The sequence below is a fragment of the Duganella sp. LjRoot269 genome, from assembly GCF_964254095.1.
GTDB classification, from domain to species: Bacteria; Pseudomonadota; Gammaproteobacteria; order Burkholderiales; family Burkholderiaceae_D; genus Rugamonas; species Rugamonas hordei.
In genome coordinates this window covers 1,766,986-1,790,532 of the sequence record NZ_CAXUSL020000001.1, presented here as the reverse complement: position 1 = coordinate 1,790,532, position 23,547 = coordinate 1,766,986, and the positions used below count along the sequence as shown (strand labels likewise).

At 64.4% G+C, this 23,547-nt stretch carries 12 protein-coding genes; 2 read left to right on the top strand and 10 right to left on the bottom strand.

Going from position 1 to position 23,547, the window contains the following annotated elements; genetic code table 11:
* Window positions 1-225: 225 nt before the first annotated feature.
* The 5 genes from ACSQ3S_RS07850 to ACSQ3S_RS07830 form a co-directional block, all read right to left on the bottom strand.
* Complete coding sequence (locus ACSQ3S_RS07850; RefSeq protein WP_176655563.1) at window positions 226-1,251, bottom strand: glucokinase; 1,026 nt, start codon at window positions 1,249-1,251, stop codon at window positions 226-228.
* A 216-nt stretch (window positions 1,252-1,467) separates the two neighbouring features.
* The gene (locus tag ACSQ3S_RS07845; protein ID WP_436142041.1) at window positions 1,468-2,427 is read right to left on the bottom strand and encodes a VTT domain-containing protein; all 960 of its coding nucleotides are present in this window, start codon (window positions 2,425-2,427) and stop codon (window positions 1,468-1,470) included.
* 25 nt (window positions 2,428-2,452) lie between these two features.
* Window positions 2,453-4,180 carry an ABC transporter ATP-binding protein gene (locus tag ACSQ3S_RS07840; RefSeq protein ID WP_436145001.1) on the bottom strand — a complete coding sequence of 576 codons (1,728 nt, stop codon included), beginning with the start codon at window positions 4,178-4,180 and terminating at the stop codon, window positions 2,453-2,455.
* Window positions 4,180-5,196 carry an ABC transporter permease gene (locus ACSQ3S_RS07835; protein ID WP_436142040.1) on the bottom strand — a complete coding sequence of 339 codons (1,017 nt, stop codon included), beginning with the start codon at window positions 5,194-5,196 and terminating at the stop codon, window positions 4,180-4,182. The genes ACSQ3S_RS07840 and ACSQ3S_RS07835 overlap by 1 nt, the downstream gene beginning before the upstream one ends.
* Window positions 5,193-6,131, bottom strand: coding sequence for an ABC transporter permease (locus tag ACSQ3S_RS07830; protein WP_176655559.1), 939 nt, complete (start codon window positions 6,129-6,131; stop codon window positions 5,193-5,195). Before ACSQ3S_RS07830 ends, ACSQ3S_RS07835 begins: the two co-directional genes overlap by 4 nt.
* A 555-nt stretch (window positions 6,132-6,686) precedes the next feature.
* Between ACSQ3S_RS07830 and ACSQ3S_RS07825 the strand changes: the two genes are divergently transcribed.
* The gene (locus ACSQ3S_RS07825) at window positions 6,687-9,464 is read left to right on the top strand and encodes a TonB-dependent receptor domain-containing protein (RefSeq protein ID WP_436142039.1); all 2,778 of its coding nucleotides are present in this window, start codon (window positions 6,687-6,689) and stop codon (window positions 9,462-9,464) included.
* Window positions 9,465-9,532: 68 nt separating this feature from the next.
* Here ACSQ3S_RS07825 and ACSQ3S_RS07820 read toward each other — a convergent pair whose 3' ends face one another.
* The 5 genes from ACSQ3S_RS07820 to ACSQ3S_RS07800 form a co-directional block, all read right to left on the bottom strand.
* On the bottom strand, window positions 9,533-12,436 hold the full coding sequence (locus ACSQ3S_RS07820) for a TonB-dependent receptor domain-containing protein (RefSeq protein WP_436142038.1): 2,904 nt from the start codon (window positions 12,434-12,436) through the stop codon (window positions 9,533-9,535).
* Window positions 12,437-12,714: 278 nt separating this feature from the next.
* On the bottom strand, window positions 12,715-13,794 hold the full coding sequence (aroG, locus tag ACSQ3S_RS07815) for a 3-deoxy-7-phosphoheptulonate synthase AroG (protein WP_176655556.1): 1,080 nt from the start codon (window positions 13,792-13,794) through the stop codon (window positions 12,715-12,717).
* A 328-nt stretch (window positions 13,795-14,122) separates the two neighbouring features.
* Window positions 14,123-15,583, bottom strand: coding sequence for a metalloprotease TldD (gene tldD / locus ACSQ3S_RS07810; RefSeq protein WP_413449463.1), 1,461 nt, complete (start codon window positions 15,581-15,583; stop codon window positions 14,123-14,125).
* A gap of 30 nt (window positions 15,584-15,613) precedes the next feature.
* Window positions 15,614-16,411, bottom strand: a complete 798-nt coding sequence (locus ACSQ3S_RS07805) for a carbon-nitrogen hydrolase family protein (protein ID WP_436142037.1) — start codon at window positions 16,409-16,411, stop codon at window positions 15,614-15,616.
* A gap of 19 nt (window positions 16,412-16,430) precedes the next feature.
* On the bottom strand, window positions 16,431-20,630 hold the full coding sequence (locus ACSQ3S_RS07800) for a YhdP family protein (RefSeq protein ID WP_436142036.1): 4,200 nt from the start codon (window positions 20,628-20,630) through the stop codon (window positions 16,431-16,433).
* 148 nt (window positions 20,631-20,778) lie between these two features.
* Between ACSQ3S_RS07800 and glnE the strand changes: the two genes are divergently transcribed.
* Window positions 20,779-23,544 (top strand): bifunctional [glutamate--ammonia ligase]-adenylyl-L-tyrosine phosphorylase/[glutamate--ammonia-ligase] adenylyltransferase, encoded by a 2,766-nt coding sequence (glnE, locus tag ACSQ3S_RS07795; RefSeq protein WP_436142035.1) that lies wholly within the window; start codon window positions 20,779-20,781, stop codon window positions 23,542-23,544.
* The last annotated feature ends 3 nt before the right edge of the window (window positions 23,545-23,547 follow it).

Below are 23,547 nucleotides of genomic sequence, written 5' to 3'. Positions count from 1 at the left end.
GCTGAAGCTGTTTTTCCGACGCCCGGGCCGATGCGCGCCAGGCGGGAGAGAGGGACATGCCAGCGGCGGCCGAAGCCATCGCTTCATACATAAAACGTGCTCTGGAAGCGTGGTTTTCGGGCGAAAACATACGCGGCCAAGCTAAGACGTTTCATCCAACAAGCCGAATTGTACCTGATAAAACCGCAAAACGCGCATTTCGCGTTCTTCGAAATGTAACTTGCCTTACGCGGCAGCAAGTCTTTCTGACAAGATTGCCGAAACACCTACGAACGCCGGGTATTCCGCCGTGATCACCCAGGTCGGCACTTCGGACAGGTATTTGTTGAAACGGCCCTTGGCTTCGAAGCGGGCGCGGAAGCCGGAGCGGTCGAAACGCTCGCCCAGGCGCGGGACGATGCCGCCGCCTATATATATACCGCCCTGCGCGCCCAGCGTGATCGCGACGTTGCTGGCGATGGTGCCCAGCATGCAGCAGAACGCTTCGATGACTTCGTCGCACAGCGTGCATTCGCCGTCCAGCGCGCGGCGCGAGATTTCGGCGGCGCTCAGCTTTTCGGCCGGCATGTCGGTGTGGTCGGCCAGGGCGCGGTAGATCAGTTCGATGCCGGCGCCGGACATCAGGCGCTCGGCGGAAACGTGCTCGAATTCCTTCCAGGCGAAGCGCAGGATGGCCACTTCGGTTTCATTGGCCGGCGAGAAAGTAACGTGGCCGCCCTCGCTCAGCAGCGCGGTCCAGCCATCCTTGCCCGGGATCAGGCCGGAAACGCCGAGGCCGGTGCCGGCGCCGATCAGGCCCAGCGGGGTGCCGGCGATGGACGTGCCGCCGCCGACCTGGTGCTTCTGGGTGGCCGACAACTGCGGCAGGGAACTAGCCAGCGCGGTGAAGTCGTTGACGACGACCAGCGTGTCGAAATTGACTTCGCGGCGCAGCGCCTCGATCGAGAATTCCCAGTGGTGGTTGGTCATGCGCACCATGTCGCCGGTGACCGGATTGGCAATCGCAATCGCGCCGTTGCGGATGCCGGTGACGCCAGCCTGGGTGACGGTCGGCGAGGCCAGATAGGCAACCAGGGCGGCGGCCAAGGTTGGATATGCGGCGCAAGCCAATACTTCGATCGCCTCAATCTTGCCCGGAGCGGTTTCCAGCGCAAAGCGCGCGTTGGTGCCGCCGATGTCCGCCAGCAGACGCGGGCCACCAGGGAATGCGGTGGTCAGAAAGGGAGGCGTTTGGAGGGACTGAGCTGTCATGATAGATCGAAAATAGTTGAGGCCTAAGCTTAAAGTATTTTCACCATTCGAGGCAAGTGAAGTTTGTAGTTTTAGTACAGTTGCAGCACGTTTGCCACGCAAAATTACAATGTGGAATATTTTTTTCGTAGTATGACTACGATTTTTTACCACAACAGAAGACTGGAAGCGCTTCCAAAAACGCCTGAAAAAACGCCGCGAAAGGCGGCGTCCGGCTTACACGGAAGCGGTATTGTTTACGTTTTCGCTGACAGGCTGCGGCGTGCCGAAGGCGGCGTTCCAGGCGTCGAGGCCGCCGTGCAGCGGCTGGGCACGCTTGTAGCCCTGGCTGATCAACCCTTTCGCCACGTGGGCGGCGGTGACGTCGTTCGGGCAGCTGCAGTAGACGATGATGTAACGGCTCTTGTCCAGCGCGGCTATCTGCTCGTTCGGATCGCCGCCGTTGAACAGCAGCGCGCCGGGCACGGCCGGCTCCAGCATCTGCGCCGTCACGCTGCGCGCATCGACCAGCACCGGCTCATGCCCCTGCTCCAGCAGTTTTTTCAGGTCGGCGATCGTGATCCGCTCGATGTCCACCGACTGGTGGAAACGCTTGCGCTCCACATACTTGAACGAGACGAACAGCAACAGCAGCACGCCCAGCACGATCAACGCCGTGGTGCCCATGGTGCTGAGCACGTCCAGCACCTGGTCGACGCTGGTGTGGAAGAAGGCGCCGATGGCGATGCCGGTCCCGCTCCAGAACAGGCCGCCCAGCACGCTGAAGCCGAGGAAGGTGCCGTTGGTGGTGCCCATGGCGCCGGCCAGCGGCGGCGCGATCGTGTTGAAGCCGGGGATGAACTTGGCCACCACCAGCGCCTTCGGGCCCCAGCGGTTGAAATTGTCCTCGGTCTGGCTGACGCAGTAATCCGGCGACAACGAGATCTTGCACAGCAGCTTGAGGATGCGCTTGCCGTAATAGCGGCCGGCGCGGAACCAGAAATAATCGCTGATCAGGCAGGCGAGCAGGCTCACCGCCAGCACGGCGGGCCAGCGGGTGTCGCCGTCGACCGACAGCGCGCCGGCGACGATGAGTATCGGGAAGGCGGGAATCGGCAAGCCGATCTGCTCGACCAGCACGACCGCAAACACGATCAGTACGCCGTATTCCTGCAACAGTAAGATTAAGTTCGCCATTCGGATATCTTAACTTAAAAAACGCTTAACCGTGCCGCGGTATCGCCGCCAGCAGCGCTCGGGTGTAGGGATGCGCGGGGTTGCGGTACAGCTGGTCGGAGTCGGCCATTTCCACCACCGCGCCCTGGTGCATCACCATCACCTGGTCGGCGATGTATTTGACCACCGACAGGTCGTGCGAGATGAAAATATAGGACAGCCCGAACTCGTCCTGCAAATCCTGCAGCAGGTTCAGCACCTGTGCCTGCACCGACACGTCCAGCGCCGAGACCGATTCGTCGCAGACCAGGATCTCCGGCTTCATCGTCAGGCAGCGCGCGATGGCGATGCGCTGCCGCTGGCCGCCGGAGAACTCGTGCGGGTAGCGCTGGAAGGCAGATGCGGGCAATCCGACTTTTTCCAAGAGTAAATACGCCATCGCGGCGCGCTCGCGGTCGTCGGCGCCGATGCGGTGGATGCGCATAGGCTCGAGCAGGATCTGGCCGACCGTGAAGCGCGGGTTCAGCGAGGCATACGGATTCTGGAAAATGATCTGGATGCGCCGCTTGTAGGCCTGGAACTCGCGCGCCGGCATGCCGATCAGGTCGCGGCCCTCGAACATGGCGGTGCCGCCGGTGGCCTGGTGCAGGCGCAGCAAGGTCAGGCCGACCGTGGTCTTGCCGGAACCGGATTCCCCCACCACGCCCAGGGTCTTGCCGCGCGCCAGCGTGAACGACACGTCCTTGACCGCCTTGAACTCGCGCCTGCCGAACCAGCCTTCGCGCAGGTAGAAGCTCTTGCTCAGATTGTTCACGACCAGCACCGGCTGGTCGTCCGGGCCGCTGCCGCGCTGGCGCTCCAGCGGATGCAGCGGTGTCACGCCCTGCCCTTCGGCGATGTCGCCGCCGGCGTGGCGCTGGTGCTCGACGCCGGCCATGTAATCGGCGATCACCGGCAGGCGCCATGGCCGCGCGTCCAGCGTCGGACGGCAATGCAGCAGGGCCTTGGTGTAGGCGTCCTGCGGCCGGCTGAAAACGTCGTGGGCGGCGCCCGCCTCGCGCACTTCGCCGTGGCGCATGACGATGACCCGGTCGGCGATCTCCGCCACCAGGCCGAGGTCGTGGGTGATGAACAGCACCGCCATCGCATGGCGTTTCTGCAGGCGCGCGATCAGTTCCATGATCTGCTTCTGGATCGTGACGTCGAGCGCGGTGGTCGGCTCGTCGGCGATCAGCAGCTTGGGTTCGCAGGCGATGGCCATGGCGATCATCACCCGCTGCTGCTGGCCGCCCGACATCTGGCTGGGATAAGCGTCGATCTTGCCGGCGGGATCGGGGATGCCGACCTCATCCAGCAATTCCAGCGTGCGCCGGCGCGCCTGCGCCTCGCTCATCTTCATATGCAGACGCAGCACTTCGCCTATCTGCGCACCGACCGTGAACACCGGGTTCAGCGACGACATCGGCTCCTGGAAGATCATCGCCACATCCTTGCCGCACATGGCGCGGCGCTCGGCGCGGCTCATCGTCAGCAGTTCGCGGCCGTCGAAGCGGATGCTGCCTGCCGGGTCGATGATCGTGGTGTCCGGCGGCAGCAAGCCCATCACCGCCAGCGAACTGACCGACTTGCCGCTGCCCGATTCGCCGACCAGCGCGACGGTGCCGTTGCGCGGCACGCTGAACGACACGCCCTTAATGGCCTCCACCGTGGTGTTGCGGCCGGTGCGGAAGGCGATGCGCAGGTCGGTGATTTCCAATAGGTTTTCGCTGGTCATCATTTCACCTTGGGATCGAGGGCGTCGCGCAGGGCGTCGGTGAACAGGGAGAACGCCGTCACCAGCAAGGCCATGGCGATGGCGGCGGCGGTCAGCTGCCACCAGCGGCCGAGTATCAGCTCGTTCTGCGCCTCGTTGAGCATGCTGCCCCACGACACCACGCCGACCGGCACGCCGAAGCCGAGGAAGCTGAGGATGACCTCGGCCTTGATGAAGCCGACCACCAGGATCGACATCTGCACCAGCGCCACATGGCTGACGTTGGGGAAGATGTGCGAGAACATCTTGCGCCAGTGCGAGGCGCCGATGGCGTCGGCGGCCAGCACGTATTCGCGCGCCTTGTGCTTGATGTATTCGGCGCGGATCAGGCGGTAGGGGCCGGTCCAGCCGGTCAGGCCGAGGATCAGCACGATCGTCAGCACGCCCTTCTGCTGCAGCACGGCGGCCACGGCCAGTATCATCAGCACCGAGGGGATGGCGGTGAAGATGCTGTAGAACCAGTTGAAGAAGTCGTCCACCACGCCGCCCCAATAGCCGGACAGCGCGCCGAACAAGGTGCCCAGCCCGACCGCCAGCAAGGCCGCCACCAGGCCGACCACGATCGAGGTTTCGCCGCCCTTGATGGTTTTCTTGATGATGTCGTGGCCCCATTTGTCGCCGCCGAACGGCAGGGTCGCGCGCCTGCCGGCGCCGGCAGGCGTGGACGCCCCGGCGGCGGCGCCACGCAGCTGGGCCATGTCGCCGGCCAGCGGATCGAAGGGATTGTCCGGCAATGGTTGCGCTGGAGCCGGCGCGGACGCAACCCCGGCAACGGCGCCGACAAAACCCGGCGGCGCATAATTCACGCCAACCTCGTTCTCCCAATCCGCGGCGATCAGCCCGGTCGCCGACAGCACCAGCATCAGCAGGAACGCCGCCACCACGGACAGCGACGCCATCGCCACGCGATCCGCGCGCAAGCGCCGCCAGGCCAGCAGCCACAAGCCGGGCGATCCGGCATGCACGAGCGCCGTCATGCCAGCTTCACCCGCGGATCGACCGCCTGGTACATCAGATCGGTCAGCAGGTTGAACACCATCGTTGCCGCCGCCACATACACCGTGATCGCCTTAATCACCGGAAAATCGCTACGCTCCACCGCCAGGATCACTTCGCGCCCGATGCCCGGTATGCCGAAGAAGCGCTCCAGCAGGAAGGCCCCGATCAGCAGCGCCGGCAGGTTCGACATCACATGCGTGATGATCGGAATCGCCGCGTTGCGCAGCACGTGCACCCACATCACGCGCCGCTCGCTCAAGCCCTTGGCGCGCGCGGTGCGCACATAATCCTGCCCGGCCTCGTCGAGCACGAAGCTGCGGTACAGGCGCAAGGTCGGCGCGATCGACACCGCCAGCCCGATCAGGATCGGCAGGGTCGAATAGCGCAGCAGGTTTTCCCAGAAGCCCTGGCCCCAGCCCTGCACCGGGAACAAGCCCAGCCGGTAGGCCAGCCCGTACTGGAACACGATGATGTACACCAGGATGCTGATCGACATGCCGACCGTGCAGGCGATCATCACCACGCGGTCGGTCAGCGAGCCGCGCACGAAGGCAACGCAGAGCGCCAGCGCGATGCCCAGCACCGTCTCCAGCAAGGTCAGCGGGATCAGCACCGTCAGCGACGGTCCCAGCCGCGTGGCGATGATGTTGGACACCGGCTCGCCGGTCGCCCAGCTGAGCCCGAAATCGAAGCTGGCGATCTGCTTGATGAAGATCCACAGCTGCACGTAATACGGCTGGTCCACGCCCAGCTGGTGGCGGATGTTGGCGATGCTGTCGGCGTTGGCCATCTTGCCGGCCAGGATGTAGGCCGGATCGCCGCCGACCCAGTTAAACAGCAGGAACACCAGCAGCACCACGCCCAGCATGGTCGGCAACATTTGCCATAGGCGACGAACGATATAAGCCAGCATGCGATCTTGGTCCTTAGCGGTTGATGTCGCGAAAAGTGCCTAACAATACATGAGATAGCACAGCGCCGAAATGGCCTGCGGAAACAAGTTGTATATGGGAATCGTCCCTTTGTCGCATAAATGTAACGTTCTGTTTCGATATTAATACAGGTTCATGACATTGCTTTTGCACCAACTTGTTGCATAGCGACTACGTCCAGCCAAGATTTTCCCTATTTTTTTGATCCAAAATCAATGTTTCCCAAGATTTCCTTGCCTTGCGCACCAAATTAGAGCGTTTTTTTGCTCAAATTTAGAGCACTGTTGCCGTGAAGTTAATAATGCAATACTACTACTAAATTGCAAGTTTGTTCATTGACAGCAAATGGCGCCGGGTGATCTGATGCCCAGATGAAAAGAACGTTTGTGTTTTTTTCAACCGGCGATACAGCCGATAAAAAATATAAATCACACCCCGTGTTCATCGTTTTAAATTTGGGAGCCTAAATAATGATGGTTGAAACAGTATTGTCCCGCTCCGTACGCCTGATTTGCGCCAGTGGCCTGGCTATGGGCATGCATGCGGCAGTGGCGCAAACCGCGCCGGACGCACCGATCCAGCGCGTAGAGATCACCGGTTCGAGCATCAAGCGTATCACCGCCGAAGGCGCGCTGCCGGTCCAGACCCTGTCCAAGCTGCAGATCGAGCAGAGCGGCGCGAGCAGCGTAGCCGACCTGATCGCCACGCTGCCGTCGATGCAAGGCTTCACCACCTCGTCGATGTCGGTCAACGGCGGCGGCGCCGGCATCCAGACCGCGTCGATCCACGCCATCGGCGAGGGTTACACACTGGTGCTGCTGAACGGCCGCCGTCTGGCGCCAGCCACCTCCGGCTCCACCGTCAACCTGGCCAGCATTCCGCTGGCGGCAGTTGAGCGCGTCGAGATCCTGACCGACGGCGCCAACACGCTGTACGGTTCGGACGCGATCGCCGGCGTGGTCAACTTCATCCTGAAGAAGAACCAGACCGACCTGGTCATCGAAGGCTCGTACAACCAGCCGAAATCCACCGGCGGCTCGACCTCCAACGTGTCGATCTCCAAAGGCTGGGGCGACCTGGACAAGGACGGCTTCAACATTCTGCTGTCGGCGGCGCACGACGAAAGCAAGGCCATGTTCGCTTCCGAGCGCGACTTCTCCAAGTCGGGCGTGGTCGCCTTCTCGGACAGCGGCAAGAACTACTCGCTGTATCAGCTGAGCTCGAACTCGATTCCGGGCAACGCCACCGTCAAGTACAACAACGCCAAGGGCGTGGCCAGCAGCGCCGCGTTCGGCCCGAACTTCCTGGAAACCGGCAAGTGCAACGGCCCCAACCTGTTCAACGTCGGCAACCGCTGCCTGTTCGACTACGCCGCCACCGTGCAGGACACGCCAGGCCTGAAGCGCGACAGTGTGTTCGGCTCGCTCAACTACAAGATCAACGACAACGCCAACTTCTTCATGGAAGCCCTGGGCTCGTCGTTCAGCAACACCGCGCAATATGCACCGCCGGCGCAGCCGCTGGGCATTCCGGTCGGCAGCGCGCTGTACAAGAAATCCATCCTGCCATACCTGGCCCGCTTGGGCATCGATCCGGCATCGGTCACCAGCGTGGCGATGAACCTGCGCCTGGTGGATGCCGGCGGCCGCGCCGACGAATACAAGACCGACGCCAAGCACCTGGCCTTCGGCGTCGACGGCACGTTCAAGAACTTCGACTACCGCGCAGCGTTCACGCACTCGGAAAACACCCAGAAGGATACGGCGGCCGGCGGCTACATGAGCCTGAACGCCTTCGACGCGCTGGTCAGCAACGGCAAGTTCGATCCGTTCGCGCCGTCGGGCACCTCGAAGGACGTGCTGGCCCCGGCCGTGCTGCACAACCTGCTGAACGAGACCAAGTCGAAGATCGACGTGCTGCAGGCGAGCGCTTCGACCGAGCTGTTCAAGATGCCGGCGGGCACCGCCCAGCTGGCGGTCGGCGCCGACTACACCAAGCAGCAGTATTCGGAAGCGCCGGATGCATTCTCGCAGGGTCAGAACGTGCAGCAGCCCAACTTCACCGACGCCATCGTCGGCGGTGGCGCAGGCGCCCTGCCGATCGACGCCAGCCGCAAGAACTATGGCGCGTACGGCGAGTTGCTGCTGCCGCTGATGAAGACCATGGACCTGACCGCATCGACCCGTTACGACCATTTCGGCTCGGTCCACAACGACAAGAACTTCGACACCGCGGGCAATCTGATTGCGCCGGGCTCGCAGGGCGAAACGGCCAGCAAGGCCACCTACAAGCTGGCGCTGCGCTGGAATCCGATCGACACGTTGCTGCTGCGCGGTTCGTACGGCACCGGCTTCAAGGCTCCATCGCTGACCAACATCGTCAAGCCACTGGTGAACGGCGGCTCGTCGCAGTTCCACGCCTGCCCGATCACGTCGACCAGCGACCCACGCTTCCCATTGTGCAACCCGGGTTCGTCGGAATACACGCTGCTGACCGGCGGTAACGCCTCGACCGGCGCCGGCTCGCTGAAGCCGGAAGAGTCGAAGCAAGCCACGCTGGGCTTCCGCCTCGAGCCGGTGGCCAGCCTGTCGATCGGCTTCGACTTCTGGGACGTCAAGCTGACCAACCAGATCCAGACGCTGTCGGAAGACACCGTGTTCAACAATCCCAAGCTGTACGACAGCCTGCTGCGCAGCTACTTCGATCCGATCCAGAAGCAGAACGTGCTGGCCGCCGCGCTGACCCCGTTCAATCTGGCCAGCTCGCACTTCCAGGGTATCGACTGGGACCACACCTACAAAACGGCCACCCCGTTTGGCAAGCTGAACGTGCAGTGGACCGGCACCTTCATGACCAAGGCTGAGCAGGAAACCCCTGAAAGCGGCGTGGAGAAAAACATCGGCCGCTTCAACTCCTACTCGGACGTCACGTTCCGCTGGATCTCGAAGCTGACCGCGTCGCTGCGCACCAGCGACCGTTTCACCCATGCGCTGACGGCTAACTACCACTCGGGCTACACCGACCAGGTGTACACCGAGGACGACAGCGTCGTCCGCGTGGTCAACGCCGACGGCAGCCTGGGCGACTACGTGGCGTTCAAGCGCCAGGTGTCCTCGTACACGACCTTCGACTGGCAGAGCAAGATCGCGTTCAGCAAGCAGTTCACGCTGACCGCCGGTGTCAAGAACATTGCCGACATCGCTCCGCCGTTCACCATCCGCAATGCCGGTGGTGGTAACCAGTCCGGTTACGATGGCCGCTACACCGACCCGCTGGGTCGTCAGTTCTACCTGGTTGGTTCCTACAAGTTCTAATCAGCCCGTAGTTTTTTAATAGCCAAAAGAAAGCCCCATGTGTGCCCGAACACATGGGGCTTTTGCTTTTAGAACTTGACGTTGCCGGTGAGGTAGAACGCGCGTCCCATCGGATCGGCGTAACGGCCGTCATAGCCCAGCTGGTTGCCGCCGCCGGCGTTCTGCAGGGTCAGCGGAGGCTTGCGGTCGAACAGGTTCTTGATGCCCGCGGTCAGCGCGAAGCGGCCGAAGTCATACTTGCCCTGCCAGTCGAACGTCGTGTACGACGGCGTCCACAAGCCGGCAAACGCCACCGAGTCGCCGACGCCGCCGCCCGGCGCGACGGCGAAGATCGCCGTATCGACCGGATAGGCCTGGTCGTGATAGCCCGACTTGTAGTGCGCGGTGAGCGTGTTGGTCAGCGCGCCGTTGGTCAGACTCAGGCTCAGGTTGGTTTGCACGCGGAACACCACCGCATTGTCCGGACCGAACACGCCGAGGTCGGTATTGGCGACGCCGCCGGCCTCCGTGGTGTAGTTCTGCTTGATCATGTAGGTGCCGTTCCAGGCCGCCTTGACGTCGCCGATGGCGGTCTTGTTGCGGTAGCTGAAGTCCCAATCGACGCCGCGGTAGTTCGCCACGCCGCCGTTGATCGGCGCCAGCAGGTAGGCGATCGTGGTGTAGCCGGCAGGATCCGGATACGGATTGACGAACAGGTTTTTATACTGCTGCGGATTGGCGAAGCCCACCTGCTCCGGCGTGCCGGCCGACAGCACCTGGTTGCGGATCTGCACGTTCCACAGGTCCAGGCCCAGCGACAGGCCGCGCAGCGGTTCGATGCGGCCGCCGAAGGTCCACTGCTTGGATTTCTCCGGCTGCAGGCCGGCCGAGCCGCTCTGGCCGTTCGGGCCGATCAGCAGGTCGTACTGCGCATTGCCGACCAGGCAGCCCGGCGAACCGGAGAACGGGCAGGCATAGCTGCCGGCCGTGCTGCCGTTGAAGGTGTTGGAGCCGGCGATGTCGCTCAGGTTCGGCGCCTTGAAACCGGTGCCGTAGGCGGCGCGCACCAGCACCGTATCGACCGGGGTCCAGCGGGCGCTGACCTTGTAGGTGCCGGCACTGGACGTATTGCCCAGTTCGCCGCTGGCCAGCTGCTGCTGCACGCCGCTGGCGTCCGGTGTTGGCGAGAAGATGTAGTTGCTGTGCACCTTGTCGTAGCTGTCGTAGCGGCCGGAGACGGTCGCCTCGAACGTTTTGTGGATAGGGAACAGCACCTCGGTAAACACGCCCCAGTTGTCGCGGCGGGCGTCGAACGGCACTTGGCCGTAGGTGCCGCCGACCGGATAATCGGCCGACGCCGGCTGCGTCGAATAACCCGAATTGGCCAGGATCAGCGGGTGATAGCCGATCTGGTAATGGGTCTTCGAGTAGTCGCCGCCCAGCGAGATGATGGACGTGCCGCCCGGCAGGTTGAACAGGTCGTGCTGCGCGCCCGCGTGCAAGGTGTTGAGCTTGGACGTGGTGGTGGAGAAGTTGATCCCGTTCAGCAGCGCGCCCGCCAGCTGGTCGGCGCCGATGCCGGTGACCGGGTCGTATTTGCCGGCCGCCACCAGCGCTTCGAGCTGGTTGAAGTCGGAATAGCCGCCGGCGGCGTTGTCCTTGATCTTCGATTGCGACAGGATCAGGCTGGCGTTGTAGGCCCAGCCGTAGGCGTTGCCGTCGATGCCGGTCGAGAAGTGGCGCGCCTCGGTCACGTATTCGTCGGTGCGGCCGCCGATCAGCACCGAGCGATAGCCCAGCGTGGCGTCGTTGGTCGGGTTTTCCAGATTGTTGGCGTTCAGGTAGGGCTGCACGTATTTGGCGTACAGCGCCGGGAAGCGCGTGGTGGAGTTGACGCCCATCGGCTGCGCCGACGGCGCGTATTGCGCGTGCATGTTAAAGCTCGACAGCACCAGCTCGGCCCAGGCCTTGGTGTCGTCGTTGATCTGCCAGGTGCCTTTCAGCAGGCCGCTGTCCCGGCGCGAGCCCGGAACGTCCTCGACCGTCGCGCCGTAGTTGAAGCGGCACTGCGTGCCCAGCGGACCAGCCAGCGCGCTGCCGCAATTGCCGTTGGCGGCCAGGTAGGGATTGATCGCGTAGCCGGTGGTGTCGTCGGTGGTGCCGCGCGGACGGGCGTTGAAGGTGATGTTGGCCGGCTCGGTGTTGCCGGTGCGCTGGTCGAACCAGTACTGCTTGCCGCCGCTGTTGAACTTGAAGAACGCGCCCTGCGCCGAGAAGTCGCGCTGCAGCGCCCTGATGCGCTGCTGCTCGTCGTGGCTCAGGGTCAGCAGCACATTCCATTTGTCGGTCTCGAGGTCGCCCCAGCCCTTGGTCAGGCCGGCGCTGTTCCACTTGCCGCCGGAGGCTTTCGGCTGGCCGTAGGTGGCGTAGGCCTCGCCCTTGGTCATGTTCTTTTTCAGGATGAAGTTGACCACGCCGGCGATCGCGTCGGAGCCGTACAGCGCCGAGGCGCCGTCGCCGAGGATCTCGATGCGCTCCACCGCTTCAAGCGGGATGCTTTCGATGTTGACCGCGTAGCCGCCGCCCTGGCCGTTGCCGATCGCGCTGGGGGCCATGCGCTGGCCGTCGAGCAGCACCAGCGTGTACTTCGACGGCAGCGAGTGCAAGGCCGCCGTGGTGACGCCGGCGCCGCCGCCGTTGACCGAGCTCGACGATGGAACGAAGCCCTGCATCGACGGCAGCATCTGGATCAGGTCGGTCGCCGAGGTGGCGCCGGTCTGCTTGATGTCGGCCTGGGTCAGCACCTGCACCGGCAGCGCGCCTTCCTTGGCGATGCGCTTGATCGACGAACCGGTGATCTCGACGCGCTGGATCACCTGGTTGTCCGCGGGCGCGGGCGCATTCTGCGCCAACACCGGCATGGAGAAACTGGCCGCGACACTCCCCAGGAACATCAGTCGCAAAGAGCGTGACAATACTTTTTCTTGCATCATAAAAACCTCCCTATATTATTTTTGGCCGCAGTCGTCCAACGCCCTCTTCCAGGGAGGAAGCGGGTCGCATAAAAAACCGGATGGCTTGCGGTGCGTCTAGGAGGGTGTTCAGCGACACCACCCATGTTTTATATAAAAACATGCAACGGAATTGGGTGTCAATCGTACTGAACCTGCTTTCATGATTCTTACAACAACCTTGCCAGTCTAGCGCAAAAAGAAAGGGCCCCATGTCGCCATCGGGGCCCTTCGCGGCAAGTTATTGCTTACGGACTACGTTACTTTGAAGCAGCCTCCGCGGCCTGCGTGGCCAGCCGGCGCGCGCGCACCGACGCCGCCAGGTCCTTCAGCACCTGCACGCTGCTGTCCCAGTCGATGCAGCCGTCGGTGACCGACTGGCCGTAGGTCAGTTCCTTGCCCGGCACCAAGTCCTGGCGGCCGGCGACCAGGTGCGATTCGACCATCACGCCGACGATGCGGTTGTCGCCGCCGGCCACCTGGCGGCCGATGTCGGCGCACACCGGCACCTGGTTTTCCGGTTTCTTCGAGCTGTTGGCGTGCGAGGCGTCGATCATCAGGCGCGGCGCCAGGCCTTGGGCAGCGATCGCCTTGCAGGCTTCCTCGACGCTGGCGGCGTCGTAGTTCGGCGTCTTGCCGCCGCGCAGGATGATGTGGCAATCCTCGTTGCCGTTGGTCGACACGATGGCCGAGTGGCCGCCCTTGGTCACCGACAGGAAGTGGTGCGGCTGCGAGGCCGCCTTGATCGCCTCGACGGCGATCTTGACGTTGCCGTCGGTGCCGTTCTTGAAGCCGACCGGGCACGACAGGCCGGACGCCAGCTCGCGGTGCACCTGCGATTCGGTGGTGCGGGCGCCGATCGCGCCCCAGCTGATCAGGTCGGCGATGTACTGCGGGCTGATCACGTCCAGGTATTCGGTGCCGGCCGGCAGGCCCAGCTCGTTGATGTCGCGCAGCAGCTCGCGCGCCATGCGCAGGCCGTCGTTGATGCGGAAGCTGCTGTCCATGTACGGGTCGTTGATCATGCCCTTCCAGCCGACGGTGGTGCGCGGTTTTTCGAAGTAGACGCGCATGACGATTTCCAGGTCGCCGGCCAGTTCCTGGCGCAGCGCGACCAGGCGGCGCGCATACTCCATCGCCGCCTTCGGGTCGTGGATCGAGCATGGGCCGATGACCACCATCAGGCGGTCGTCCTGGCCGTGCAGGATGCGGTGCAGCGCGATGCGCGCGTTGGCCGCCGTCTGCTCGGCCGCTTCCGAGCAGGCAAACTCGCGAATCAGGTGGGACGGTGGCGTCAATTCCTTCATTTCGCGGATGCGTAAATCGTCGGTACGGGGCATGCTGTTCTCCAGGTGATCGAAAGGTCGGGTAAAAAATCGGGGTAAAAAAAAACCGCCTCGGGGAGGCGGTTTTCTTGGAATTTGCTGGAACTCGTTTTTTGCTTCTACGTGCACCGGCCGCTACTCCACCGCCTTTGGGTTGGAATTGCTAAAGTAAAAATAGCCGGTAAAGAAGAAGCGGGTCATGAACGGGTTTCCGTAAGTGTTTAAACGACTATAACGCCAGCTTCCAGCCTTGGCAAGTAGTTTATTGGCATAAGCTAATAAGCGGGGTCAGTTCCGGCAACCTGCCATGCATGGCAGGTTGCCGGAACCGACCCCGCCTTTTTCAGGCGGTGCCGCCGACGGTCACGCCGTCGATGCGCAGCGTCGGCTGGCCGACGCCCACCGGCACGCTCTGACCTTCCTTGCCGCACACGCCCACGCCCGGGTCCAGGCGCATGTCGTTGCCGATCATCGAGACGCGGTTCAGCACTTCCGGACCGTTGCCGATCAGGGTCGCGCCCTTGACCGGATAGGTGATCTTGCCGTCCTCGATCATGTAGGCCTCGCTGGCCGAGAACACGAACTTGCCGTTGGTGATGTCGACCTGGCCGCCGCCGAAATTGACCGCGTACAGGCCGTTCTTGACCGAGGCCAGGATCTCGGCCGGGTCCTTGTCGCCGCCCAGCATGTAGGTGTTGGTCATGCGCGGCATCGGCAGGTGGGCGAACGATTCGCGGCGGGCGTTGCCGGTCACCGGCATCTTCATCAGGCGCGCGTTCATGGTGTCCTGGATGTAGCCCTTCAGGATGCCGTCCTCGATCAGCGTGGTGCACTGGGTCGGGTTGCCTTCGTCGTCGATGTTGAGCGAACCGCGGCGGTCGGCCAGCGTGCCGTCGTCGACCACGGTGACGCCCTTGGCCGCCACGCGCTCGCCGATGCGGCCGGAGAAGGTCGACGAACCCTTGCGGTTGAAGTCGCCCTCGAGGCCGTGGCCGATCGCCTCGTGCAGCAGGATGCCGGGCCAGCCCGGTCCCAGCACGACGGTCATCGGGCCGGCCGGCGCCGGGCGCGCGTCCAGGTTGACCACCGCCGACTGCACGGCGTCGGTGGCGTACTGATCGAGCAGCGCGTCGCTGAAGTAGCCGTAGTCGTAGCGGCCGCCGCCGCCCGACGAGCCCACTTCGCGGCGGCCGTTCTGTTCGACGATGACGGTCAGCGACACCCGCACCAGCGGGCGGATGTCGGCCGCCAGCACGCCGTCGCTGCGCACCACCAGCACCACGTCGTATTCGCCGGCCAGGCTGGCCATCACCTGCACCACGCGCGGGTCCTTGGCGCGCGCCATCTTCTCGACGCGCTCGAGCAGCTTGACCTTGGCCGTCGCGTCAAGCGAGGCCAGCGGGTCGTTGGGCAGGTACAGCGAGCGGCCGCCGGTCGGCGTCATGGCGCCGGCCACCTTGATCTTGCCGGCGCCGGCGCGGGCGATGGTGCGTGTGGCTGAGGCCGCGTCCATCAGCGCCGCTTCGGAGATTTCGTCCGAGTAGGCGAAGGCGGTCTTGTCGCCGGACACGGCGCGCACGCCGACGCCCTGGTCGATCGAGAAGCTGCCGGTCTTGACGATGCCCTCTTCCAGGCTCCAGCCTTCGTTCTTGGTGAACTGGAAATACAGGTCGGCGTAGTCGACCTTGTGCGTGAACATCGCGCCCAGGGTCTTGAGCAGCTTGCCCTCGTCCAGTCCGAACGGCGTCAGCAGGATGTCGCGCGCCACGGCAAGGGTGGACAGATTCGGTTCAAATGGCTTCATGATGGTGTCTTCTAAGAGTGTGGTGCAATTTTACATGGTCCGGTGTTTCAGCGCCGGCAGGCTCTGGCGCACGCTGTCGATGAACATCAGGTCGATATCGCCGTGGACCACGCCCTCGCCCTCGGCCAGCACGGCCTTGACCGCGCCCCACGGGTCGATCAGCATGCTGTGGCCCCAGGTGCGGCGGCCGTTGACGTGGGTGCCGCCCTGCGCCGCCGCCAGCACGTAGCACTGGTTTTCGATGGCGCGCGCGCGCAGCAGGATTTCCCAGTGGGCCTGGCCGGTGGTGTAGGTGAAGGCGGCCGGCACCACGATCAGCGCCACCGGGCCCATGGCGCGGTACAGCTCGGGGAAGCGCAGGTCGTAGCAGACCGACATGCCGACCTTGCCGAACGGCGCCTCGACCACGCCGACCTGCTTGCCCGGCACGATGGTCTTCGATTCGTTGTACGACTCCGTGCCCTTGGTGAAGCCGAACAGGTGGATCTTGTCGTAGCGGCCCACGTGTTCGCCCCGCGGGTTGTAGACCAGCGTGGTGTTGACGACTTTTTCCGCATCGTCCGAGGCCAGCGGCAGGGTGCCGCCGATCAGCCAGATCTCCAGTTCCTTCGCCAGCGCGGCCATGAAGTCCTGGATCGGCCCCTGGCCCAGCGGCTCGGCCACGGCCACCTTGTCGCTGTCGCTCAGGCCCATGATGGCCCAGTATTCCGGCAGCAGCACCAGCGTGGCGCCGCTGTCGGCGGCCTGCGTGACAAGGCGGCGCGCGGTGGCGATATTGTCCGTCACGGACGGCGAGGAAATCATTTGTACTGCGGCGACTGTATTCATGGCGATCCCGTGTCAGGTTTTAGTGCATGCCCTTGGCGGCCGGCGGCTCCACTTTCGAGGCATCGAGCTTGGTGACCACCGGCGCCTTCCACGGGCCGGTCACCTGCATATGATAGGTCAGCGCCTTCATCACCGGCGCGCTGAGGAACAGCTGGGCCAGGAAGCTGCCCAGGCCGATCACCGGATTGACGGCCAGCGCATACACCAGCGGCGCCGTGCCCAGATTCACTTCCGGTATCACCACCACATGCAGATTGGTCGTTTCGTTGGCGATGTCGGCGCTGCCGTCCATCAGCACAGTTGCGGCCACGCCGTGCATTTTCAAGTTGTCGGTCTTGGCGATGCCGTGCAGGATGGAGGCGTTGGCGGTGATGCCGTCAAACGCCAGCCCCTCCGAAAACACGTCGTGGAAGTCCAGCTTCAGCAGGCGCGGCAAGGCTTGCAGGCTCAGCACGCCGAGCAGCTTGGCGGCGCCCGGATCCTGCTTCAGGAACTGGCCTTTTTCCACGTTCATCTTGATGTCGCCGGACAGGCTGGGCAGGTCCAGCGAATACGGCAGGCCCTTCCACGCGATGTCGCCGTTCAACGTGCCCTTGCCGCCCTTCAGCGTGCCGGCGAAGCCGAAGCGGTCCAGCAGCTTGCCGGCGTCGGCGATGTCGAGGTTGAAGTTCAGGCTGGTGTTGTGCACGCCGTCGCGGCTGACCCATTTGCCGGTGCCCTTCAGCTCGCCGTCCGGGTTGGCCAGCGACAGCCTGCTGACGCGCCATTCGCGCGTGCTTTGCATCTGCGCGTTGTTGGCCTGCAGTTCCAGCCGGCCCAGCTGCTTGTTGAACAGTTCGAAGCGCTCGACCACCACGTCCAGCGCCGGGATGGTGGCGGCGGCGCTCTTGCCGTCGAGCAGGTCCTGCACGTCGCTCGACGCCGATTCCGGAATCACCAGCGACGACAGGCGCGCCGTCACCTTGCCCAGGCCGGAGCCGGTCGACGGCTCGCTCCACGTCAGGTAGCCGTTGGCCTGGCTGGAATCGATGCTGGCCTGCCAGATCGTTTTCTGGCGCGACACGCCGACCACGACGTTTTCCAGCTTGCGGTCGCCGACCACCAGTTCGCTGGCGCGCGCGGCGATGGTGTCCGGCATCACGTACTGGGCGATGTCGACGCCGTCGTTTGCCGCAGCGGCGGCGGCGGCGTCGCCCTTGCCGGCGATCTCGGCGCCGAAGTCCAGCCAGTTGTCGACGTTGAGCGCGCGCAGGTTGATGTTGAAGGCCATGCCGCTGTCGGGTTCCGGCGCCGGCGCGTTGACGCCTATGCCGCCGCGCACCAGCTTCCACGGCGCCTTGCCGGTTTTCTGGCGCTGGTAGCGGGCCGAGATGCCGTTGCCGAGGCCGATGCGCATGTCGTCGCGCAGCGCGCCTGTGCTGTCCGGGTTCAGCGCGCTGGTCAGCAGGAAGCGCACCGGCATGCTGTCGGCCGCCGCCTTGTTCACCGGCGCCGGCAGGTCCACGCCCAGCCCGGCCAGGCTGGAATCGACCGCCACCACCACCTGGTGGTCGCGCACGGTGACGGTGCCGTTGTAGCGCGTGGCGCCGGAGAAGTGGCTGGACAGGCGCTGCATCGCCGGCATCGCGTAGGTCTTGCGGAACCCGTCGGCCGTCATCGTGCCGCCCAGCTTGACGACGATGGAATTGTCCTTCTGGCTGCCGCCGCTGATCGCCACAGGACCGCCGAGGAAGATGCCCGACAGCTGGTTCAGGTTGACCCCGTGCTCGTTGAATTCGATCTTGCCCTGCGACGATTGCACCGGCGGCAGGTCGTTCATCAAGGTGATGTCGTTGTTGATCAGTTGCAGCGCGCCCTGCACCTTGGCGTCGATGATGTGCGCCAGCGGCAGGCGCAGGCTCAGCGCCAGCTTGGCGTTGCCGCCGGCCTGGGTTTCGTCGGTGAAGTGCGAGATCCATTCCAGCACCGGGCTGGCGGCGACGTACTTGAGGAATTCCTGCATGGCCCCGGCGGCGTTGCCGTCGATTTCCAGCATCGAATCGTGGATCGCCAGGTTGGGGATCACCGCCTTGACGCCGGACAGCGCGACGCCGCCGGTGGTGGCCGTGTCGCCGCGGATTTCCATGCGCGCGCGGTCGAACACGAAGCTGCCCTTGATGTGCTCGGCCTGCGGCCACAGCGGCAAAGGCTTGCCGTCCTTGCCCAGCTCCTTGCCGTCGTGCAGATAATGGCCGGGCGAGTAATTTAGCTTGCCTTCGGTCAGCTTGCCGGCCACGCGGAATTCGCCGTGGGTCTTGTCGCCGGGGTTGTCGGCGTTGAACGGGAAGTGCGCCAGATCGCCGCGCAGGCGCAGCGTGACATCGTTGGCGACGCCGCCCTCAAGCGCGCCGGTCAGCCAGGCCCGCAGCTCGTGCGGCGTCTGCATCGGCAGGTAGTTGTCGATGCGGTCCAGCTGGAAGCCGTTCAGCGTGCCGGTGAAGTCGACCTTGCCCATGCCCTTGCCGGCCAGCGGCATCGTGTGCGAGCCCTGCAGCGTGCCGCTCAGTCCCTGCTGCAGGAAGTCCATGCTGTCGACCTGGAACAGCAGCTGGTTGTCCGGCTCGAAGGACCAGCGCGCCATCAGGTTCAGCTTGTCGAACGGCATCGACGGTTCGCTGAAGTAGTCCGGCATCTGCAGCACCAGCTGCTCCGAAGCCAGCGCGAAGCTGCCGCCCTTGTCGGTGGCGTCGATGCTGCCGCTCAGGTTGTCGAAACCGGGGATGGCCGGCATGCCCGCGATGGCCGGCGACTTGGCCGTCTTCGGTTGCGCCAGGCGCGGCGGCTGCGGCTTCAGCCCCAGCCCGACCAGGTCGCCCTTGAAGCGGTAGGATTGCAAGGCCGGATAAGCGCCCTGCCACTCGGCGGAGAAATTCTGCAACAGCCCGCGCGGCGCGAAATCGGCCAGCAGCTTGCGCTGGTGGTCGTTCAGCGGCAGGCGCTCGGCCAGGCCGGCCATGGTTTGCAGGTCCAGCTGGCGCGCGCGGATTTCAAAGCGCTCCGGCTTGGCGCCGGCGGCGGCCGTGTAGTGTTCGGACAGCGAGGTCGGCGCCATCACCAGGCCGTCGCTGGTGGTCAGGGTCAGGTTGCTCAGTTCGATGCTGTGGCCGCGCGCGCCGAAGCGCGGCTTGACCGCGCCCTGCTTGACCAGCGGCGCCACGGGCGACGTGTCTTCGCGGGCGGCGAGGCGGCCGGTCAGCTGGCGCAGGTCCAGCCGCGGCAATTCCTTGCCCAGCACGGCGGACACGTTGACCAGGCCGACATCGGCGGTCACGCTGGTCACGCGCGACTGGTCGATGCCGATCCAGGTCCGCAGCGAACCGCCACCGCTGTTCAGCTCAAACGGAAAATCCAGCCAGGGTTTCCACGTCGCCAGATCGGTGTTGCGGATGTCGGCATAGACCTCGCCCTTCCACATCGAGACGTTCGACACGCGGGCGCCGAAGGCAGGATGGGAGAAATCGGCGCGCAGGTCCAGCGGTGCGGCCAGCGCGGCCGGCGGCGTCGCCTTGAGCGCCAGCTGATGATGCAGCCACTGGTTGCGCAGCAGGATGTTGACGCCTTCCAGCGCCAGCGGCGGCGCCGAACGCATGCTGTCGGTCCATTGCAGCCGGCCTTCGCGGATGACGATCTCGCGCTGGGACAGCAGCCAGTCGGCGCCCTTGCCGTCGCTCGGCTTGTTCAGGTCGATGTAGATGCCGGCCACGTACAGGCGGCCGTCGGCTTCGCGGCGGACGGCGAGGTCGGGCCGGGTCAGCTCCAGCGTTTCGAAGCGCACGTCGGCCGCCACCACGCTCCACCACGACAGCGTGGCCGACACGCTCGGCAAGGTCAGCGCCTGGTTGCCCAGCGGATCGTGCAGCACGACGTCGCCCAGGAACAGGCTGGGGCGCAGGCCCTTCCACGAAGCGTAGATGCGGGAAATGGTGACCGGATTGCCCACCGCGCGGCTGGCGAGGCGCTCGATATCGCCCTTGTAGTGGTCGATATTCGGCAGCACGGCGTAGCGCAGCGTCAGGAACAGGATGGCGAAGGCGAAATACAGCAGCAGGAACAGCTTGACGGTGAAGCCGAGCACATGATGGGTGGCCAGGTTGCAGACGCGATAGGCCGCACTGAGCCGGTGCCAGCGCGCAGCCAAAGGGCCCTCGTCTGTCACAGTCTCCTCATCTTGTTTTTGCATCAATAAGCTAATAAATCAGGCCATGCGTCAAATAAATCGCTAAACTCGGTTCCAAGCTTTTATGCCTGCGCAGCAATTCTACCGCATCAGGTGGGCAAACCAGCGCCACTTAAGGCGGATTTACACGGATTACATCTCATTACAGCCTATGACCGCACCATCGATTGCTCCCACCGTTTCACGTTTTTACCAGCGCTGGCTGGCCGCCGCTCCCGACCGCGGCGGCAAGATTGATGAATTGGCGCAATTATCGCTTGCCCAGATCGATCTTGCTGACTATTTGACCAAAGAATCCCTCTCCGTGCCGGACGGCGCGCCGCCATTGCCGCTGCCGCGCGCGATGCGCCGGCTGCGCAACCTGCTGGTGTGCGGCCTGATCCGGCGCGACCTGGCCGGCAAGGCCAACCTGGCCGAGGTGGTGGAGGCGATGACGCGCTTCGCCGATTTCGCGATCCAGCAGCACCTGCGGGCGCTGACCGCGGAAATGGTGGCCGCCCACGGCACGCCGATCGGCCGCGATTCCGGCCTGCCGCAGGAGCTGATGGTGCTGGCGATGGGCAAGCAGGGCGGCGGCGAGCTGAACGTCTCGTCAGATATCGACCTGATCTTCGTCTACCCGGAGGACGGCGACACCGCCGCCACCGGGGCGGGCCAGCGCAGCCTGTCGAACCACGAATTCTTTATCCGCCTGGGCAAGAAACTGATCGCCGCTTTGGCGGAGATCACAGAAGATGGCTACACGTTCCGGGTGGATATGGCCTTGCGGCCGAACGGCGGCTCGGGCCCGCTGGCCGCCAGCCTGAGCATGGTGGAGCAGTATCTGATCGTCCAGGGCCGCGAATGGGAGCGCTATGCCTGGGTCAAGGCGCGCGCCGTCACCGGCCGCGGCGAGGATATCGCCGCGCTGGACGCCATCGTGCGGCCGTTCTGCTTCCGCCGCTACCTGGACTTCGGCGTCATCGACGCCATCCGCAATATGCACGCGCAGATCCGCGCCGAGGTCAACCGCCAGGAGCGGCTGCACCCGGACCGCAGCAACAACGTCAAGCTGGGGCGCGGCGGCATCCGCGAAATCGAGTTCCTGGCCCAGGTGTTCCAGCTGATACGCGGCGGCCGCGACGCCGCGCTGCGCGACCGCTCGACCCGCACCACGCTGCGCATCATCGCTGAAAAGGGTTTACTAAGTCACGCCATCGTCTATCAACTGCTGGCTTCCTACACCTTCCTGCGCAATCTCGAGCACCGCTTGCAATATATCGACGACGCCCAGACCCATACGCTGCCGGCCAACGACGCCGACCGCCTGCTGGTGGCGCAAATGATGGGGCTGCCAGACGTCGCCACCCTGCTGACCCAGCTGGAAGCGCACCGCCAGTTTGTCGCCGGCCAGTTCGACGAAATGTTCTCGGACAAGAGCAACGGCGGTGGCGAGAACGACATCAACCCGCAATCAAGCAATGAATGCGCCGATCCGGACAACCGCGAATCCATGGTGGCGCAGTTTGCCGCGCTCGGCTTCGACGATCCGGAAGGCGCGGCCAAGCGGCTGATCGCCACCTGGCAGGCGCCGCGCCTGCAATCGCTGCCGGAAGCCAGCCGCAACCGGCTGCTGGGTCTGGTCAACGCGGCGCTGCCGCTGATCGTCCAGGCTTCGCGCGAGTCCAGCGGCGGCAACCAGCAGGCCACCTTGGGCCGGCTGCTCGATTTCCTCGAGGCGATCGCGCGCCGCTCGGCCTACCTGTCGCTGCTGACCGAGTACCCGCACACGCTGGCGCGCGTGATCCGCATGGTGCACGCCAGCGGCTGGGCCGCGCAATTCCTCAGCCAGCACCCCATCCTGCTGGACGAATTGCTGGACGACCGGGTGCGCAACGCCGTCTTCGATCCGGTGGCGCTGGCCGCCGACCTGGAGCTGCAACTGGCCGCGGCGCCGGGCGACACCGAGCGCCAGATGGATATCCTGCGAGAAATCCACCACGCCCAGCTGTTCCACCTGCTGGCGCAGGACCTGGCCGGCGACCTGACGGTGGAAAAACTGGCCGACTACCTGTCGTCGCTGGCCGACACCATCGTCGCCGCCGCCATCAAGGCGGTATGGCAGACGGTGGCCACGCGCCACCGCGAGGTGCCGCAGTTCGCCGTCATCGCCTACGGCAAGCTGGGCGGCAAGGAACTGGGCTATGTCTCCGACCTGGACGTGATCTTCCTGTACGACGACGCCGACCAGGAAGCGCCGGCCCAGTACGCCAAACTGGCGCAGCGCTTTATTACCTGGATGACCTCGCACACCTCGGCCGGCATCCTGTTCGACATCGATACCGCGCTGCGCCCGGACGGCGCCAGCGGCATGCTGGTGTCGAGCGTGTCGGCGTTTGAAAAATACCAGAGCAACTCGGCCTGGGTGTGGGAGCACCAGGCGCTGACCCGCGCCCGATTCTGCGCCGGCGACGCCGCCATCGGCCGCCGCTTCGATGAAATCCGCGAAGCCGTGCTGCGCAAGGAACGTCCGGCCGACGGGCCGCTGAAGCAGGAAGTCATTGCAATGCGGAAACGAATGGTCGATGCCAAGCCCAACCTCAGCACGCTGTTCGACCTGAAGCAGGATCCGGGCGGCATGATCGACATCGAATTCATCGTGCAGTTTCTGGTGCTGCAGCACGCCGCGGCCTACCCGCAGCTGACTGGCAATATTGGAAATATTGCCCTTTTAAAAATGTGCGGCGAACTGGGTTTGATCGATGCCGGACTGGCCGCCAGCGTGGCCGACGCCTACCGCCAATTGCGCAAGCTGCAGCACCAATTAAGGCTGCAGGGACAGGATCTGGCGCGCGTCGATCCGGCCCTGGTATCGGCCCACGCGGCGCAGGTAACTGCCTTGTGGAACAGTATATTCGGTGACAACGTTGTCGAATAGCAA